This window comes from Paraburkholderia nemoris, from assembly GCF_905221015.1.
Classification (GTDB): domain Bacteria; phylum Pseudomonadota; class Gammaproteobacteria; order Burkholderiales; family Burkholderiaceae; genus Paraburkholderia; species Paraburkholderia nemoris.
This window is the reverse complement of sequence record NZ_CAJNBO010000033.1, coordinates 1-14,830: the sequence shown is the minus strand read 5'-3', so window position 1 is coordinate 14,830 and position 14,830 is coordinate 1. Positions and strand designations below refer to the sequence as shown.

The window sequence follows — 14,830 nt, the reverse complement described above, 5'->3', positions numbered from 1 at the left end:
TCATGCAAAAGCACGAGATCGTGATGATGCAGTGGACGGGCGCGGTGCTCGCGCTCGTTCTTGGGCTTTGCGTGTCCTTCACTTTGGCAGGGTATCCGCCGCTGCCGTTTCCTGCGGGGATCATGCACGGCTTCATGGCGGCCGTGCATGATCCCTTGCTTTTCTGGGGTGCGGTGCCGGGTGCGGCGCTTGCAGCAGGTGCCGCATGGGCATGCCACGAATACCTGTTCAATGGTTTCGAGGGCTACCGGTATGCCAGGTTTATCCGTGGCACGAAGATGGAGAACCGGCACCAGCTGAGCAACCGGATCACGCGACATAACAACCAGTACCGCAAACAGGCCGTGCAGCATGGCGATGCTCCGCGCACGCCTGTCGCCATATGTGGCGTCGAAATGCCGACGGATCTCGAAACGCAGAACCTGATAGTCGTCGGTGCGCCAGGCTCTGGCAAGAGTCAGGCGATTAATGGATTGATCGCATCGGCACTGCGCCGCGATGATCGCATGGTGGTGGTCGATCCTAATGGGTCGCTTATGTCGCGCTTCTATTTGCCTGGCGATATCGTGATCAACCCGTACGATGCCCGGTGCGTCGGCTGGTCGCTGTTCAACGAGGTCGATCACGGTTTCGACTTCGAACGGCTTGCACATTCGGCGATTCCACCGCAGAACGGCGATCAGGCCGAAGAGTGGGCGGGCTATGCACGCGCGCTGCTCGCGGACACGATGAACAAGCTCGCCGTCGACGACATGCGCGACATGGTGACGCTCACTGATTTGCTGGTGCGCGAGCAGCGCCCAGTGTTGCAAAAGTACCTTGAGGATACGGATTCGGTGGGCTTCTTCGCGAAGGATGCGGACAGGGCGACGGCAAGCATCATTTTTACGCTGAACAAGTACATCCGGCCGCTGCGTCGTATTCCCGATGGCGATTTCTCGATCCGGCGCTGGATGAGCGACGAAAACGGCGGGAACATCTGGATTACGTGGCGTGAGGATCAGCGCACGGCTCTGGGCCCGACGATCCCCGTCTGGCTTGACCTGATCTACGCGATGATTCTGAGTGAGGCGCCGACGTTCGACCGGCGGCTGTGGGTGTTCAAGAACGAACTGGCATCCCTTGGTCGCCTCTACAGTTTCGAGGCTGCGGTATCGAAGGGCCGCAAGCATGGCCTGTGCGTCGTGGGGGACCTGCAGGATCTGGTTCAGTTGCATCAGCAACTGGGAGATCTACCGGCGAAAGCGACGCTTTCGTGTTTCCGCAGTCTGCTTGCATTGGGAGGGGCCAATGCACTGACAACCAAGAACGTTGCAGAGATGATCGGCTGGCACGAAGTGGAGCGCCACCCGATCGGCGTGCAGGGCCAGTGGCGGATCAACACACGCGAGCGTAAGCGCGATCCTGAGCTCGTCGTCACGTCATCGCAACTATCGAACCTGCCCGACCTGAACGGATATCTGAAATACGGCAAGGATTGGCCGCTCGCAAGAATCAGGTTCGGTGTGCGTGACTATCCGGTGCGCGTGCCTGCCTACATCGAGGCGCATCCACGTGAAGTGCTTCCGTCAATCGCTGTGCCTGAACCTGTTAATCCAGCGCCTGCTCCGCAGGGCGAACCTGGGGCGACTGCAATCATCATCGGCGCGGCCCTCCCTTCAACGCAGTCGTAGCGACATCGGTAGAGGTAACGCTATGAGCGAATTTCGATTCGATGACGTGATTGTTGCGGCTAATGCTGGCGACCTGCAGACGTATCTTGCCGATGCGCACGGCGAGAAGGTTCGGCCGCTGTGTATGTGTACGCCGGTTGGCGTCCCGATGTATGTCGCGAAAGTCGGCGAACACTATGTGATCAAGCGCATGCCGAATACGGGGGGCGCACATGCGCCGGACTGTACGTCCTACGAGCCGCCGGCGGAACTCTCCGGATTGGGCGAGGTGAAAGGTGAGGCTATTCGGGAGAACATCGAGGACGGTATTACCACGCTCAGGCTCGATTTCAGCCTGTCGAAGACCGGCGAGAAAGCGGCGCCGGCACCCTCGGGCGTGGCTGCAGACACGGTTCGCACAGACGGCGCAAAACTGACGCTGCGCGGCACCTTGCACTATCTGTGGGAAGAAGCTGGTCTGAATCGCTGGTATCCCGCGATGGAGGGCAAGCGCAGATGGTACGTCGTGCGCAAATTCCTGCTGCAGGCTGCGGCCGGCAAGGCGTCCAAGGGGGAGCCGCTGGGTCGATCACTGTATGTGCCGGAGTCGTTCTCGTTGGAGCATGCGGCAGGCATTACACAGCGCCGCATCGCACACATGGCAGATCTGGCCATCAACAAGAAAGCACGCAAACTGATGATCGCGATTGGGGAAGTCAAGGAGATCGCGGAGTCGCGCTATGGCTTCAAGATCGTCGCAAAACACCTTCCGGACTTTCCGTTCATGCTGAGCGAGGATCTGCATCGACGGCTCCAGAAGCGTTTTGCGAATGAACTGGCACTGTGGGACAGCATCGAGGACGCGCACCTCGTGTTCATTGCAACCTTCGGGCTGAGCCCGACCGGCATCGCGGCGATCGAGCAGCTGGCCGTTATGGTCGTGTCGTCCAACTGGATTCCATTCGAGCACGCTTACGACAAGCTGATGCTCGATGCGCTCACGGCGCACAAGCGCCGCTTCGTAAAGGGCCTTCGTTACAACCTGGCGGAGAACAAGCCGCTTGCGTGCGCGGTGCTGGCCGATGTGTTACCGAAGCCCGTTGCGCTGTATGTGCAGCCGCCCGGCGTGGAACAGGAAGACGAGGATGCGCTGTCTGCGCTGATTGATGAAAGCGACATGCCGTCGTGGATCTGGCGTGCGGGCGAGGAGATGCCGGAACTACCCCCGTTGACGTTAAGCCGCGGCGCGAAGTCATTGCGGCGTGCCGACAGAACACTGGATGAGGTCAATGCGGCGGCGGATGCGGCCGCTTCGCCGGGTGCGCAGGAGTCTGCATGGTGAGGCGAGGTTTACTTGTCCGGCGGCTCACCGTGGTTGTTGCAAACAAATGTCATGAGCATGAGGTGCTTCGATCGGAAGATTTTCATTCTCTGTTCAGTAGGACTGCGTAGCGCACGACAAAACCGAACCTACAAAAGAAAAACCCCCGCCTGGCAGCGAGGGTAGTTCTTGATGACAGCCAGCACAGAAGTGCTAGAGACATCGGATTCAGCGAATTGAAATCGATTCTAGCAACTCTTCACTCTGTGTCAAGCGTCGTCCGTGGGCGTCCGATCGTAAAAAAATGAGTGACCGCATGAATCGACGACTGGCTAAACGGGCCGGACGGCCCGTACCCGTTCCATCCGCAATATCTGCGCCGCCCTGCCTGAAAGGGCGATGCAAGCGAAAGGCGTTTCTTCCCTCGGTGTTCCTGATGCCACGTTAAGCCCGCACCAGTTCCGGCATGTCCGGCCGATCGCACGCGCGTCGCGTTGCGGCACTCCCGCCAGGGTTGCCGAACCCGCCCCGAACCGGGGCGGGCGGACACCCGCGCGTGCTGACCGAACTGATGCACCGCCTCGGGCGCTATCTCGATGCGCCCGACGAGTGGTTGCCGAGCCTGAACCGCTCGAACGGTTCGACGCGTCAGCAACGCACTGAACGCAGCGTCGCGTGCATGCAGTTGCTGCGCGCGAGCCTCAAATATCTCGATCTGTTGACCATGCGCGTGGGTGTTCCGTCGACGGGCGGCGGCATGCAGAACCTGACGCTGCCGTTTCTGGCCGAGCAGGCTGGACTTGATCAGCGGCGCGCGGAGCGTGCAATGCGCGACCTGCAGAAGGCAGGGCTGACCTCGGTGCGGCCGCACTGCGAGCGCATCAATGATGGTAACTACAGGGGACTGGCCGCGATCAAGTATGTGCCGCCGGCTCTCTTCGGCGCGTTTGGCCTTGCGAAATGGCTGCGGCACGAGCGTAGCAAGGCGGCGCTCCGTCAGCAGATGCGGGCGGCCGCCGACGTCAAACAGCGCCGGCGCGATGCACGTGACGAGCGCGAGCACGCCCGTGGCCAGCTCTGGCTGGCAGGCTTGAAAAACGGTGTGGCGGAACGTGCCGACCGCTCACGACCCGACCCGACTGAGTCGTCCTGCGGGAAGGTCGTCGATGCTGAAGCCGAGTTCGAGCGGCAGATCCAGATCCGCGCCGGCCAGATCAAACAGGCCGATCCTTCCTTGGACCACGAAACCTGTTTCAGGCTCGCGCGACAGCAGCTCGCGCCTCCGCGCAGCTAGCCCTCTCGCACGACCAGCCTAACGCGCCGCGCGAGGCATCGGCTCGTCCGGATTTCGCTGGTCAGCGGCCGCCGTGCGTCCCCTAGACTATTTGCGGCGGATTCGCGTACGCACCGCACCGCCTGAAAGGCAATTTCGCACCCCACCTGCAGAGTTATCCACAGTTGATGCAATGCCCAATCAAATAAGTGTCGGGAAAGCCGCGATTTAACTGTCGGTTCTTAATCACCGTCTCTTTTCACTACCGGTCGGTGAAAAAGCCCTTACCCTCCGGACCTGCGGTCCTCCGCCCCGACGCTCCACGTCGGCCTGCGCGTGCTACGCACGCTTCTATCCAGTCCTCAGAGAGGACGGACGCAACCAAAACCGTTTATCAGGACTTCTGCGGGGCTGGCACTAAGGGCTACGCCTGCCTACGGCCGCCGAATCCCTAAGTGCGCGATAAAAGATTTACGCGCGTGCCTGCGGCACACCCGTAAATCAACGCGCTCGCGTGCTCGCCTGATTGCCCTGCAAACGATATTGCTCACCAGTGCCCCAGAAAGTCTGCAGAACAGGAAATAATCCGCCATCGCCGAAATATCCAGCGGTATTGGATATTTTTACGCCGAAAACAGCAATAAAAAAGCCCGCACCTGATTAAGTGCGGGCTATAAAACAACGCCATTCCGAGGCGGCGAAGGGGCAATTGCCCAAACATAGGGCCGTGTTCAGATCAATTGGTTCATTCAACGTTGGCCGATTATCCCAATAACCAGATTAATCACTAATTTCTGGCCCGCCACGTCCGCGCGATGCCGTGCGCTCTCGCGGTGGCTTATCTCGCTCGACCGCCTGGCCCGCCGCTTCGCGCAGTTGAGCCTTGAACTCGTTGCGCCGTTCCTGACGTTCTTCTGGCGTCAGGTCGGCGAAACGCCGGGATGCGGTGGCTGGCGTCGGCGCTCGCGGGTGTCCGGCAGCTGCTGCGTCGATGCCGGCGCGTTGCGCCCGGGCCTGCGCTACTTCGTTGACAAGCGCCGCCGCTCGCGCGGGGCCGCTGAGCTCAACGAGCGCGCGCCAGGCACGGTCATCCCGCTCGACTACGTGGCGGATCTCGCTGCGCATTCCCGGATCGAGCCGGTTCAGTCCAACACTCGCCCGCTTCAGCGCCGCGCGGTCCTTTGCGGGCACCGGCTTGCCTGCCCGGTTTGCGGCTGCCGCAGCGGAGAGGGCATCGGCATACTGCTCGATTGTACGATCGAGGGTCTTTTCGGCCCGTTGCGGCCGGGGTGCATTCGAGAATTCGACACGACGCCGGTTCAGCGTGTGCCGGTAGCCGAGTTCCGGCCGGCGATCACGCTCCGGCTGCAGTTCATGGTGCGCGCTGAACGATTTTTCGTCCGCACGCGACAGGCTGCGCATCAGCGCTGCACCGTCCGCAAACTCGTCGCGTCCGGCCGCCACGATCAGATTTTCCTTGTGCCGCGTCATGGCAACGTAGGCCAGCTCGGCGTGCATGCTCTTCGTGGCCAGCACGTACGCGCGATCGACCGTCACGCCCTGGCTCTTGTGGACCGTGAGCGCGTAGCCGTGATCGAAATGGCCGTACTGCGCCGTATCGACCGCGAGTCGCCGGCCGTCATCGAGGCGCACATGCAACACGGCGCCCGCCGCTTTCCTGTCTGCCGGCGCGTCGATCCGTTCGACGGTGGCCAGTGTTCCGTTCTTCACCTGCATCACGTATTCGTTCTGCAGGAACATGATCCGCTCGCCGGCGGCGATCACGATGTGCCGCTCCTTGGTCCGCACGGTCTGTTCGGCGCCCAGCTCGCCGGCGGCCCGCCGCAATTCGCGCACGCGCGCATTCAGCGCCTCGCGCTGTTCGTTGGTGTGGGTCAGCAGCAGTTGGGTCTTGCCGGGGCTTGCCTGGCGATCATCCTGCCATTGCGCGATCAGCTGCTCGCGCGCGTCGGCGACGGTCGAATACAGTTGCACGCCACCGCGCTCGGCATACGCGGACACGGCTTTTGGCACATCGTGTCGGGCCAGCGCCGACGTTGCTTCGCGCTGCCAGGGCTCGTCCTGCCGCTTGATCTCGGTCAGGCTTTCGAGCCGGTTTGCGGCGGCCGCTTCGCGCGACACGGCGCGGAAAGCGTCGCCGGCGTCGACCGCATGCAGCTGCCACGCATCGCCCACCAGGCGTACGCGCGCACCGGCCGCCTGCGCGTGGCCAAGTAGTTTTTCCATCTGCCGGGAGCCGACCATCCCGGCCTCGTCAATCACCAGAACCGTTTTTGCATCGAGCGTCTCCGTGCCGCGCTCGATGCCCGAAAGCAGACTGTGCAGCGTCCGGCTGGCGATGCCGGCGTCACGCTGCATGTCGTCGGCCGTCTTGCCCTGCAGGGCTGCGCCGATCACGCGCAGGCCGTCCGCCTCGAGCGCTTCGCGTGCGGCCGCGAGCACATAGCTCTTCCCAGTACCTGCTGCGCCGTTCACTACCACGAGGTGGCTGCTGCCAGCGAGCGCGACAAAAGCCGCATCCTGTCCCGCATTGAACTTTCGGGTCGCGCGAAGCGTTTCACGCACCGCGGCGTCGCCCACCGGGCTGTCGTCAGCGCGACTCATTGCGCGAGCACGATCGACCAGCCGGACCTCGATCGTACGCAGATCTGCCGACGTGAACCATTCGCCGTTGCGACCGGAATCCTTCAGCGCGAGCAGTTCCTTCGAATTCATCAGCCGCGCGTACACCTGCCGGAACTGTTCGGCACCGTCAGTATTGCGAAAGACGAACTGCTCGACGTCGCGACGTGAGAAGGTGGATTGATTGATCGTCAGGGCGGCGACACCGATCGCCGGATTGATGAGCAGCCGCTGGCCATTGCGGTACGCGCGCTGGCGATTCTCTTCGAGCAATCCGGCCATCACGCCACGCTCGCCCGCGTAGCGCGCGACGCCCACTTTCACGGACGGCTCCAGGTCGATGCCCAGCGTCCGATAGCTGCGATGGTCAATGCGGGCCTCGATACCCGCCCGTGCCATAAAGTGATTGGCGGTGACCGCCCATTCTTCGCGCACGTCGCGAACAAACTGGCGACTGCTCAGATAGCGGTCCTTTCCGGCTCCGCCTTTTTCGGGTTCTTTGGCATTCCACCGCCTGAAGTATTGCGCTGGATCGCGTGCGACGCCGTCGTTCACCCGCTCCGTGAACATGATGTGTGCGTGCGGTTGTTCCAGTCCGTCGCTTGCCGCCGGATTGTGGATCGCCCACGTGTACGCATGACGCTCGCCGAGTGTGTGTTCAACAAACTCACGCACGAGCGCGATGCGCTGTTCATCGTCCAGTTCACGCGGAATCGATACCTCGATTTCTGTGTATGGCCGCCCATTTGCCCGCTCGTAGGTGTCCGCTGCCTGCCAGAAAATGCTCGCGTCGTGCGCGGCCCATGCTGGCATGTTGCCGCTCTCGGTCATCTTGAGGTCGCCACGCTCTTCGTACTTTCCACCGCGAGAAATGTAGGCGTAGTGATCCTCTCGCGCAATGTACTTTGCGTGTTCCCCTGCGGCGGCTTTCCCACCTGCTTTCACGCTCAAATGGTACGTTGGCATTGGCGGCTTGGCTTTCGTCTTATCATAAGCTGTTTCTATGCTAGCATAGAAACGCGGAAGCGCGCTTTGACTCGCTTTGCTCGCCAGATACTGCCGGGTCGCGCCTCCCAACTAGCTTGCTTTTGTGGTTTTCATAATCCGGAATAGCTTGCAGGAAGCGGGCCGAATGATCGGTCTGCGCTGTCGCTCGATGCAACGTGAATTTGATCCAGGAGAAAAATGATGGCAAAGGCCGAATGGCTCACGGAACACGTCCAGTACATCAAGGGTTTGAAGTCGCCCACCGCCACCCAATCGCTGCTGGTCGAACTGGCCGCGATTCCGAATCCGACCGCGCAGGAGTCCCGCCAGTTAGACAAGCTGGTCCGACTTGAAAAGATCAACCAGAAAGCCGACGCGATGAAGGCCGAAGCGGCCCGCATGCTGAGCGCGCGGCGCGAGGATCAGCGCAAGGCGCGCACACGCGAACTGATCGAACTCGGCGGCATCGTCTCGATGGTTGATTTTCCGGTGGATCGCGGCACGCTGACCGGCACGTTGCTGTGGGCGCTCGATCAGTTCAATACTGACGATGACTTGCAGCACACGCTCAAAAAACGTGGCGATGCTTTCATCGCCGAGCGCGAAAATGAGAAGAAGGCAGAGTCGCAGGCCAGCGCGGAAAGGGCTGCGGCGGAGCAAACCCCGGCGTAGTGTGCGGGTGCCCAGCCGGATCGTCCCTCCACTGCCGCTGCGGGTCGGCGCTCTCCCCGTACCTATCGGTGCGGGTCCCCGTGCGCCTCGATCCGGGCGCGCAGGCGCACGCGATATCGCGGCGGTCTGCGTTGCTTCGGGCTTGCAGGAAAATAAAAAGCGCGTCGTTGGGAACGACGCGCCGGAGGCCTAAAAAGGGATTCTGGAAAATGAGCCGGTATCGATCAGCGCCCCGGTACAGCTTCTTCCGGGGCGCGGCGCTCGGCTTGCTTAGGCGGCTTCCTCCTCGTCTTCGTCGTGATCCCATACGACCGGCGTTTCTCGGCTCACCAGCACCTCGGGCAACCAGCGTGCATCGGCCAGCAACCGTTCTGCTGTCTCTGCCGCTGCGTCTTTCTTCAATTTCTCCAGCGGTGCCGCAGCTTCGGGGGAGAGCGCTTGCGCTACCACGTCAACGATACGTGCTTTCGAAACGTGGTTCAGATAGCTCGTTCGCGTCGGCGTCCAGTACTGCGTCATATCGACGTTCAGCAGATTCATCAACACGTTCACCGGGTGTGCGCCATCCGTTTCGCTCACGCCGTTGACGGTCGCGGCCACGCAGAAGGCGAACAGGTTGCTCAGCACGTCTTCGCTCTGCGTCATCAGCCAGGGCAGCACGTCACTGAAACGCGTCGGCAGCAGCGCGGCCCACTTTTCGCGTTCGGCCGAAATCTCTTTCCATGCCGCGCTGGCTTCCATGTCGTCCGCTGTCTGCAACAGGCGGTTGTGTGAGCACGTGGCCCGCACGTCGGCGGCATGCTGGTCGTAGACACAGACATAGCCGTCATCGAACACAACCGGGATCAGGCGGTGCATCAATACCGCCAGTGCGGCCACCGGGTTCCGTGCAAGTTCGATCTGGACGGCGGCGGTGCGGTGTGCCGTCAATCGCCTGCTGACGTCTTTGCCGTGCAACGGCTTTTCTGCTGGCGCTGGCAGTTCGTCAGCACCCGTCACACCTTCGCGATTCACGCTGGCCCGGTCCTCGGGTTTGACCAGTCCGCGCTCGATCACGGCCTTGCCGTCCTGGTCGAGCGTCACGAATGCACCGGCCCGCGCCTTCTGGTCGTCGCTCCAGATTTCGAGGCGTTCAGCAAAGTCGTCCAGCGCCTGGGAAGCGGCGTCCGCTCCGGTTTCCAGTGCGTCGCGGCGGGCGTCGTCCTCGGCTTCGTCTTCGGCGTCGTAGTACGCGTTCAGTTCCGCTGCGGCCTGTTCGCTCGCCTTCTTCAGCGCGCGAAGCTCGGTCTTTTCCTTCTTCGTGTACTCGCGCGATGCCGACGGCAAGCGGCCAAAGCGGGCCATTTCGCCAAAGTCACGGCGCACGCGCGTTTCGACCCAACTCCAGCCCTCGGCACTCAGGGTCTGCGCCGCACTGACCAGCTTTTCTGCGACCAGACGGTGCAAAAGTTCTGCGTCGGTCACATACCCGGCGTTCTGCTCGTCGCTAAAGAGGTCCCGGCGAACGTGACCGCCTGCCGCCTCATACGCGTCGAGCGTAACGAACGCAACCAGGTTGCTGTCGGACACATCGATCTCGCTGTTTGTGATCGCGTCGCGCAGCTGCGCCGGGTTGCGTTGCCACGCCTGGGCGGCGTCAAACCACAGGCGTTCCTGCAGTTCGTGATCGTCCGTCAGTGCAAGCGTGCGGATCTGTTCCAGCGTCATGCCGTCATCGCGAAAGACGTCGATCAGGCGGGGCGACACGTTCGCAAGTTTCAGGTGCCTTTGCACCTGGATTTCAGACAGCGAGAAAAGAGCCGCAATGTAGTCCACCGTACGGCCTTCATTGACCAGCAGGCGGAATGCTTCGCAGGCGTCCGCCGGATGCATCGGCTCGCGCTGCTGGTTCTCGATCAGCGACACGGCGACGGCATCGGCTTCGCTCACAACCTTGACCGGTACGGGGTAGCTGTCATCGATCCGGCCAGTCGTGCGCAGCAGTTCCAGTGCGAGCAGGCGACGCTGGCCCGCGCATACGCCCAGCTTGCGCTGCTTGCCGCGCGCCTTCATCTCGTGGGCAACGAGATTTTGCATGACGCCTGCCGCAGCGATGTTCCCGGCCAGCGCCTCGATGCCGGTAGGCGCTTTGCGGCGCACGTTGTGCGGTGACTTGCACAGCAGTGCGAGTGGCACGTATTCGATCTGCGTGTCGTTGCCGAAATTGCTTTCGACAACGGGTTCGGTTGCACGGTTTTCAACGATTTGATCCACGGTTATCTCCGGTTGTGGCCATCGCACCACGCGAGGCACATAACCATTATACGGACAAAATGTCCTAAGTAAAGAATATATAGATGGGTATCGTTTAAAATTTTTAATTGAATAGCAAAAGTGATTTAAAATGGAAATAAAAATATTCTACAATTAGGACAAAATGTCACTATAATTAAGTTGTGCCTCGCGTGGTGCGATGGCCATAACCGGAGATAACCGTGATTGATAATGAAACCAGAATCTCGTCAAACGTTGTTGTTGATGAGTTGCGCCTGAATTTCCTTCCTCACTACCTGGGCGCGCAATACCTCCAGGGCGAGTCGTTGGTGTACGACTGGGCCGCGCGCCTTTCGAGTGCCTACAACGGCGGTTCGTGGGACTTCTTCCAGTTGTCGAACGGCGGCTTCTATATGGCCCCTGCAAACTGCGGACGGGTGCATGTACGGTGGCATATGAACGGCTACAGCGACATGATGGGCGCGGACGCCTTCGGCATCGTCGTCACGCTGTTTGCCCTGTGCCATCTGGCGGAAAAGTGCGGCGATGACAGCATCATCGAGCACTACCACGAACTGCGCGCCTACGCGACGCAGCACGTAGAGGCCGCGAACATTCTCCGCGCTATCGACTAATCAACCCGCCCCGGCCTGCGGGCTGGGGTCTTTCGCCCTACCTGAAAATCAGTGAGGAAGCAATGGACATGACGCAAATTCGCCCAACCTGGCTGACCGCACTTCTGCCTTTGCTGGCCGTCTACCAGTACGGGGACCGTGAAATCGTGCGTGCTGAACTGTTCCGTATGGCGCTGTCGGCGGATGCGGCGGCGAAGACAGCCGACGCGCTGCACCGCATCGCCAACATGCTCGACCGGGATGGTCTTGCGATCGACATGCACCGCGAAGAGCTTCGCGCGATCGCGCGCGCCGCGCTTTCGGAGTTTGACCGCGTACCGCCCCGCGCGCCTTTGGTAGCGGTTCACGAAGCAGTCCGCCACACTCGCGGGCGTGCCGCATGACGACAGAACTGAAACGGGGTTGCGAATTGAAGCGTGGCGATGTGCTGCGCACATGGTTCGGCAATCAGACGATTCTTGAAATGCTGCCGTACAGCGGCCCGTTCGACTTCATCTGCGGCGTGGCAAAGTTGCCGGACGCCGATATGTCGATCAACCGGGGCGGACTCTACGAAGTGTTGTTCGCCCGCTAACCTGAACCCTGAACCGCCCGCGTGTACACGCGCGGGCTTCGGAGTCTGACATGCCAACCTTTACAATTGCCGAGATTGAACAGGCGATCAACGTGTGGCGGAATCGCCAGGCGTCAGGAGAAGACGCGGCGCTGTGCCCGAAAGCGCGTCACCTTGCAGATATCTATGGCGAGATGATCTATACGCACGCAACGACCGTTGACGTGTCTTCGCTGTCTGCCGAGCAGGTGGAAGCTGTGACTACTGCCCTTTATCAACAGGAATTGCCGCTATGACCGACGAATCGAAGTTCCCCCCCGAAGTGCTCGAACAGTTTTGCCGCGAGCAGGAGGAAAGCGACGCCCACTTTATTAACGCGCCTGCGCGGTTTTTTGAGGCATGGAAACAGGCTGTCATGCTGGCCGGCCCGGTGTATTTCGGAGATGGCACCAGAGAGGCCGTTGACAACGCGAAAGACAAATGGGCGCTCGCGCCCAATGGCGCGCTCATTCTCGATGCCTTCGGTGTTCTCAGCAGCGGCGAGCGGACCTTCCTTGCCGCGCTGTATTCGTTCTACAACTCGCACGATAGCGTTCTTCTGTGGGAGAAAGCGGGCATCAGGGGCTTCTCCGACCTGTCGGGGCTGGATCTTGTTCGCCGCAAGCTGATCGCGGAGCTTTTGCTGAACTACGTTGGTTGGTAACGGGCAGGTGTATCTGTGTCCGAGGCTGACAGGCTCAGGCCCGCCAGTCCGATCGCAGACACGGGTGCCGGGCAACCCCCTTCCTGCTAAACCAGGACTCGTATTGGCCGGGAGCTTATCGCGCGCGCCCGCGCGCCCGGATCGAGGCGCACGGGGACCCGCGCCGGGAGGCGTGGGGAGAGCGCCGACCCGCAGCGGCAGCGGAGGGACGATCCGGTGAGGCGCCGCGCAACTGTGGCCGGGGTCGTCAAGCAGCCGCAGGCTGCGTGTTTCCACCGCGGCGAAGCCGTGGGGGCTGGATCGAGGACAGAGGCACCAATGAATCGTTCAGGATCAGGAGGGCACCATGTTTCGAGTGCAGGTCTGGGATGACGACGCGAACCACTACGTCGATGTGGTGCTCAGTTTTGACCAGTGGGGGGCGGTCGGATTCAGGCACGCGCAGCTTGGAGATACGCCGGCGGAATACGACGATCCAGGGGAGGCATGGCGAGATGCAGTTGACCTCCAGGAACGATTCGGCGACGCGATCATTACGCTGTTCGACACGTCGAAGGGAGAGCGACACTTTGATGAGCGCAGCCTGCCGGAGGTTGGCGCTGATGCCATTGAAGCTTCGACGGCCCCCGAAATCTGGACGGACGACTGGATCATCCAGCGTGCTGCACGTATACGACGGGCGGCGAATGCCGGCGGCGACGTGTACGAACCATGGCCGGGGTACACGCACCCGATGACTCGCGATCAGGCAGTCAAGGCGCTCGAGGAGTGCGAAGCGCGGTGGCCAGAACATGAGTTCCGCGCGCATCGATTACGGCTGGAGGAAAAGGTCGCTGCGGACGCGATCGACCGGGCGCGAAGATCCGTCCGATCCAGGAAGTACGACTAAGAGAAAAGGCGATTGGAAAATGACAATTGATATTCATACACCCATTCGGGCCGAGTGTTTGCTCCCGGCGGATGAGGGATGGGAGCGGCCTCGGGGCGCTGAAGTTCAGGAGGTGGTGCGACGCATCGGCCTGTCGGGCCGCGCTCTTGCCAGGGTGCTCGGGCTGAGTGAGCATGGCGGCCGCCAGGTCAGACGCTGGATAAGCGGAGAAACGCCCGTCCCCTATATAGCGTGGGCAATTCTCTGTGATATGGCGGGCCTGGGCACAATCTGGCGTGGCAAAACCCTTGAATTGGGGTTGAGTGGTATGGCTGAATCAGCGCCCGATGATGAATGACCCGGCGTTATGTTTTGCTGTAATCGCTGTTGCGCGAAAAAAAAGAAAAGCCGGCGCCCCGAGGCGGGCCGGCTGAATGTCCTGGGTACATTTCGAGGCGGGCCAGAATCTGAGAGGCTTTCAGAATATCCGCTTGTCTGGTCCAGGTTTCAGGCGCTTAGCGCCTGATTGAACGGTTGCGCGTCAGCCCGCCGACCAACTATGGACTCCGTTCGACGCTCGAGCGACGCCTTGCGCTTTTCTTCAGCGTTCGCGATGAAGTCGGACAGTTCGCGCTCCATGGCTGAATCTTTGGCGCCCGGCTTCCACGTCGCGGCTCCGTGCCGCCGGCGCGTGGTCCGAGCAAGTGCTAACGCTGCCATCGCAGCCTTTGCACATTCGTATTCAACCTGGCCACAAAGGTCGTTCGGCTCACCGAATTCGCGGAACGCTTCGACATACTCCCGAGCGGCGTACACCGTTGCCGGGTACTCGCGCAGCTCGGAGATAACTTTGCGGCTCAGGACGTGCCACTGAAGCTTGTCCGGATAGGCAAAGACGGGGATGGACACACCCTTGCTGGCTTCGCGGCTCATCGGGCCGATCGGCTCCGATGCCGCCCAAGCGGCCTTATGCATCATTGTCCGACAGGTTCGAGCGTAGCTTTCCAGCGATAACGCAAGCTCCAATGCAGTGCCGCGTCGCTGACGCCTGCGCTCCCTGGCATCCCTTGCTGAGATCCACGCGAGCGTTATGACAGAGCCGACTGCCCCTGACGCCAGCGCCAAAGTCATCGGTGTGTTCCAGTCAAGTCGCTGGAGATGTTTACGCCGACCGAAAATTCAGCCACATGTAGGGATCGCGCCGACTGAAAACTGAGCCGGGCAATCAACCTATCCTGCTAGTTTTTCAGGCAGGGTGTTTGGGGATGAT

General features: G+C 61.2%; 13 protein-coding genes. 10 read left to right on the top strand and 3 right to left on the bottom strand.

Annotated features, from left to right (window positions below; all coding sequences use genetic code 11):
• Positions 1-2 precede the first annotated feature (2 nt).
• From KHO33_RS35125 to KHO33_RS42320, 3 genes are all read left to right on the top strand, one after another.
• The gene (locus tag KHO33_RS35125; protein ID WP_200567384.1) at positions 3-1,673 is read left to right on the top strand and encodes a type IV secretion system DNA-binding domain-containing protein; all 1,671 of its coding nucleotides are present in this window, start codon (positions 3-5) and stop codon (positions 1,671-1,673) included.
• A gap of 22 nt (positions 1,674-1,695) precedes the next feature.
• Positions 1,696-2,994, top strand: a complete 1,299-nt coding sequence (locus tag KHO33_RS35120; RefSeq protein ID WP_200567383.1) for a DUF1173 domain-containing protein — start codon at positions 1,696-1,698, stop codon at positions 2,992-2,994.
• A gap of 535 nt (positions 2,995-3,529) precedes the next feature.
• Complete coding sequence (locus KHO33_RS42320; protein WP_236074759.1) at positions 3,530-4,267, top strand: hypothetical protein; 738 nt, start codon at positions 3,530-3,532, stop codon at positions 4,265-4,267.
• Positions 4,268-5,026: 759 nt separating this feature from the next.
• On the opposite strand, the gene traA is transcribed toward KHO33_RS42320, so the two are convergent.
• Complete coding sequence (gene traA / locus KHO33_RS35110) at positions 5,027-7,855, bottom strand: Ti-type conjugative transfer relaxase TraA (RefSeq protein ID WP_200567382.1); 2,829 nt, start codon at positions 7,853-7,855, stop codon at positions 5,027-5,029.
• Between the two features lie 219 nt (positions 7,856-8,074).
• Here traA and KHO33_RS35105 point away from each other — a divergent pair, with 219 nt between their 5' ends.
• Positions 8,075-8,548, top strand: coding sequence for a conjugal transfer protein TraD (locus KHO33_RS35105; RefSeq protein ID WP_200567381.1), 474 nt, complete (start codon positions 8,075-8,077; stop codon positions 8,546-8,548).
• 270 nt (positions 8,549-8,818) lie between these two features.
• On the opposite strand, the gene KHO33_RS35100 is transcribed toward KHO33_RS35105, so the two are convergent.
• Entirely contained in the window at positions 8,819-10,801 is a 1,983-nt protein-coding gene (locus KHO33_RS35100) for a ParB/RepB/Spo0J family partition protein (protein WP_236074757.1), read from the bottom strand.
• Positions 10,802-11,022: 221 nt separating this feature from the next.
• Between KHO33_RS35100 and KHO33_RS35095 the strand changes: the two genes are divergently transcribed.
• The 6 genes from KHO33_RS35095 to KHO33_RS35070 all read left to right on the top strand — a co-directional run bounded on the left by KHO33_RS35095 (position 11,023) and on the right by KHO33_RS35070 (position 13,581).
• Entirely contained in the window at positions 11,023-11,436 is a 414-nt protein-coding gene (locus KHO33_RS35095) for an antirestriction protein (protein ID WP_200567380.1), read from the top strand.
• Positions 11,437-11,498: 62 nt separating this feature from the next.
• Positions 11,499-11,819 (top strand): hypothetical protein, encoded by a 321-nt coding sequence (locus tag KHO33_RS35090; protein ID WP_200567379.1) that lies wholly within the window; start codon positions 11,499-11,501, stop codon positions 11,817-11,819.
• Positions 11,816-12,010, top strand: a complete 195-nt coding sequence (locus tag KHO33_RS35085; RefSeq protein WP_200567378.1) for a hypothetical protein — start codon at positions 11,816-11,818, stop codon at positions 12,008-12,010. The genes KHO33_RS35090 and KHO33_RS35085 overlap by 4 nt, the downstream gene beginning before the upstream one ends.
• A gap of 50 nt (positions 12,011-12,060) precedes the next feature.
• Positions 12,061-12,285, top strand: coding sequence for a DUF3717 domain-containing protein (locus KHO33_RS35080; RefSeq protein ID WP_200567377.1), 225 nt, complete (start codon positions 12,061-12,063; stop codon positions 12,283-12,285).
• The gene (locus tag KHO33_RS35075; RefSeq protein WP_200567376.1) at positions 12,282-12,692 is read left to right on the top strand and encodes a hypothetical protein; all 411 of its coding nucleotides are present in this window, start codon (positions 12,282-12,284) and stop codon (positions 12,690-12,692) included. Before KHO33_RS35080 ends, KHO33_RS35075 begins: the two co-directional genes overlap by 4 nt.
• 346 nt (positions 12,693-13,038) lie before the next feature.
• Entirely contained in the window at positions 13,039-13,581 is a 543-nt protein-coding gene (locus KHO33_RS35070; protein ID WP_200567441.1) for a hypothetical protein, read from the top strand.
• A gap of 486 nt (positions 13,582-14,067) precedes the next feature.
• Here KHO33_RS35070 and KHO33_RS35060 read toward each other — a convergent pair whose 3' ends face one another.
• Positions 14,068-14,538 (bottom strand): hypothetical protein, encoded by a 471-nt coding sequence (locus tag KHO33_RS35060; RefSeq protein WP_234480790.1) that lies wholly within the window; start codon positions 14,536-14,538, stop codon positions 14,068-14,070.
• Between the last annotated feature and the right edge of the window lie 292 nt (positions 14,539-14,830).

What these genes read in the sequence shown, in the direction of transcription:
- KHO33_RS35125 (WP_200567384.1), top strand. Translation starts at nt 3, where the DNA reads ATGCAAAAGCACGAGATCGTGATGATGCAGTGGACGGGCGCGGTGCTC.
- KHO33_RS35120 (WP_200567383.1), top strand. Translation starts at nt 1,696, where the DNA reads ATGAGCGAATTTCGATTCGATGACGTGATTGTTGCGGCTAATGCTGGC.
- traA (WP_200567382.1), bottom strand. Translation starts at nt 7,855, where the DNA reads ATGCCAACGTACCATTTGAGCGTGAAAGCAGGTGGGAAAGCCGCCGCA.
- KHO33_RS35105 (WP_200567381.1), top strand. Translation starts at nt 8,075, where the DNA reads ATGATGGCAAAGGCCGAATGGCTCACGGAACACGTCCAGTACATCAAG.
- KHO33_RS35090 (WP_200567379.1), top strand. Translation starts at nt 11,499, where the DNA reads ATGGACATGACGCAAATTCGCCCAACCTGGCTGACCGCACTTCTGCCT.
- KHO33_RS35085 (WP_200567378.1), top strand. Translation starts at nt 11,816, where the DNA reads ATGACGACAGAACTGAAACGGGGTTGCGAATTGAAGCGTGGCGATGTG.
- KHO33_RS35080 (WP_200567377.1), top strand. Translation starts at nt 12,061, where the DNA reads ATGCCAACCTTTACAATTGCCGAGATTGAACAGGCGATCAACGTGTGG.
- KHO33_RS35075 (WP_200567376.1), top strand. Translation starts at nt 12,282, where the DNA reads ATGACCGACGAATCGAAGTTCCCCCCCGAAGTGCTCGAACAGTTTTGC.
- KHO33_RS35070 (WP_200567441.1), top strand. Translation starts at nt 13,039, where the DNA reads ATGTTTCGAGTGCAGGTCTGGGATGACGACGCGAACCACTACGTCGAT.
- KHO33_RS35060 (WP_234480790.1), bottom strand. Translation starts at nt 14,538, where the DNA reads ATGATGCATAAGGCCGCTTGGGCGGCATCGGAGCCGATCGGCCCGATG.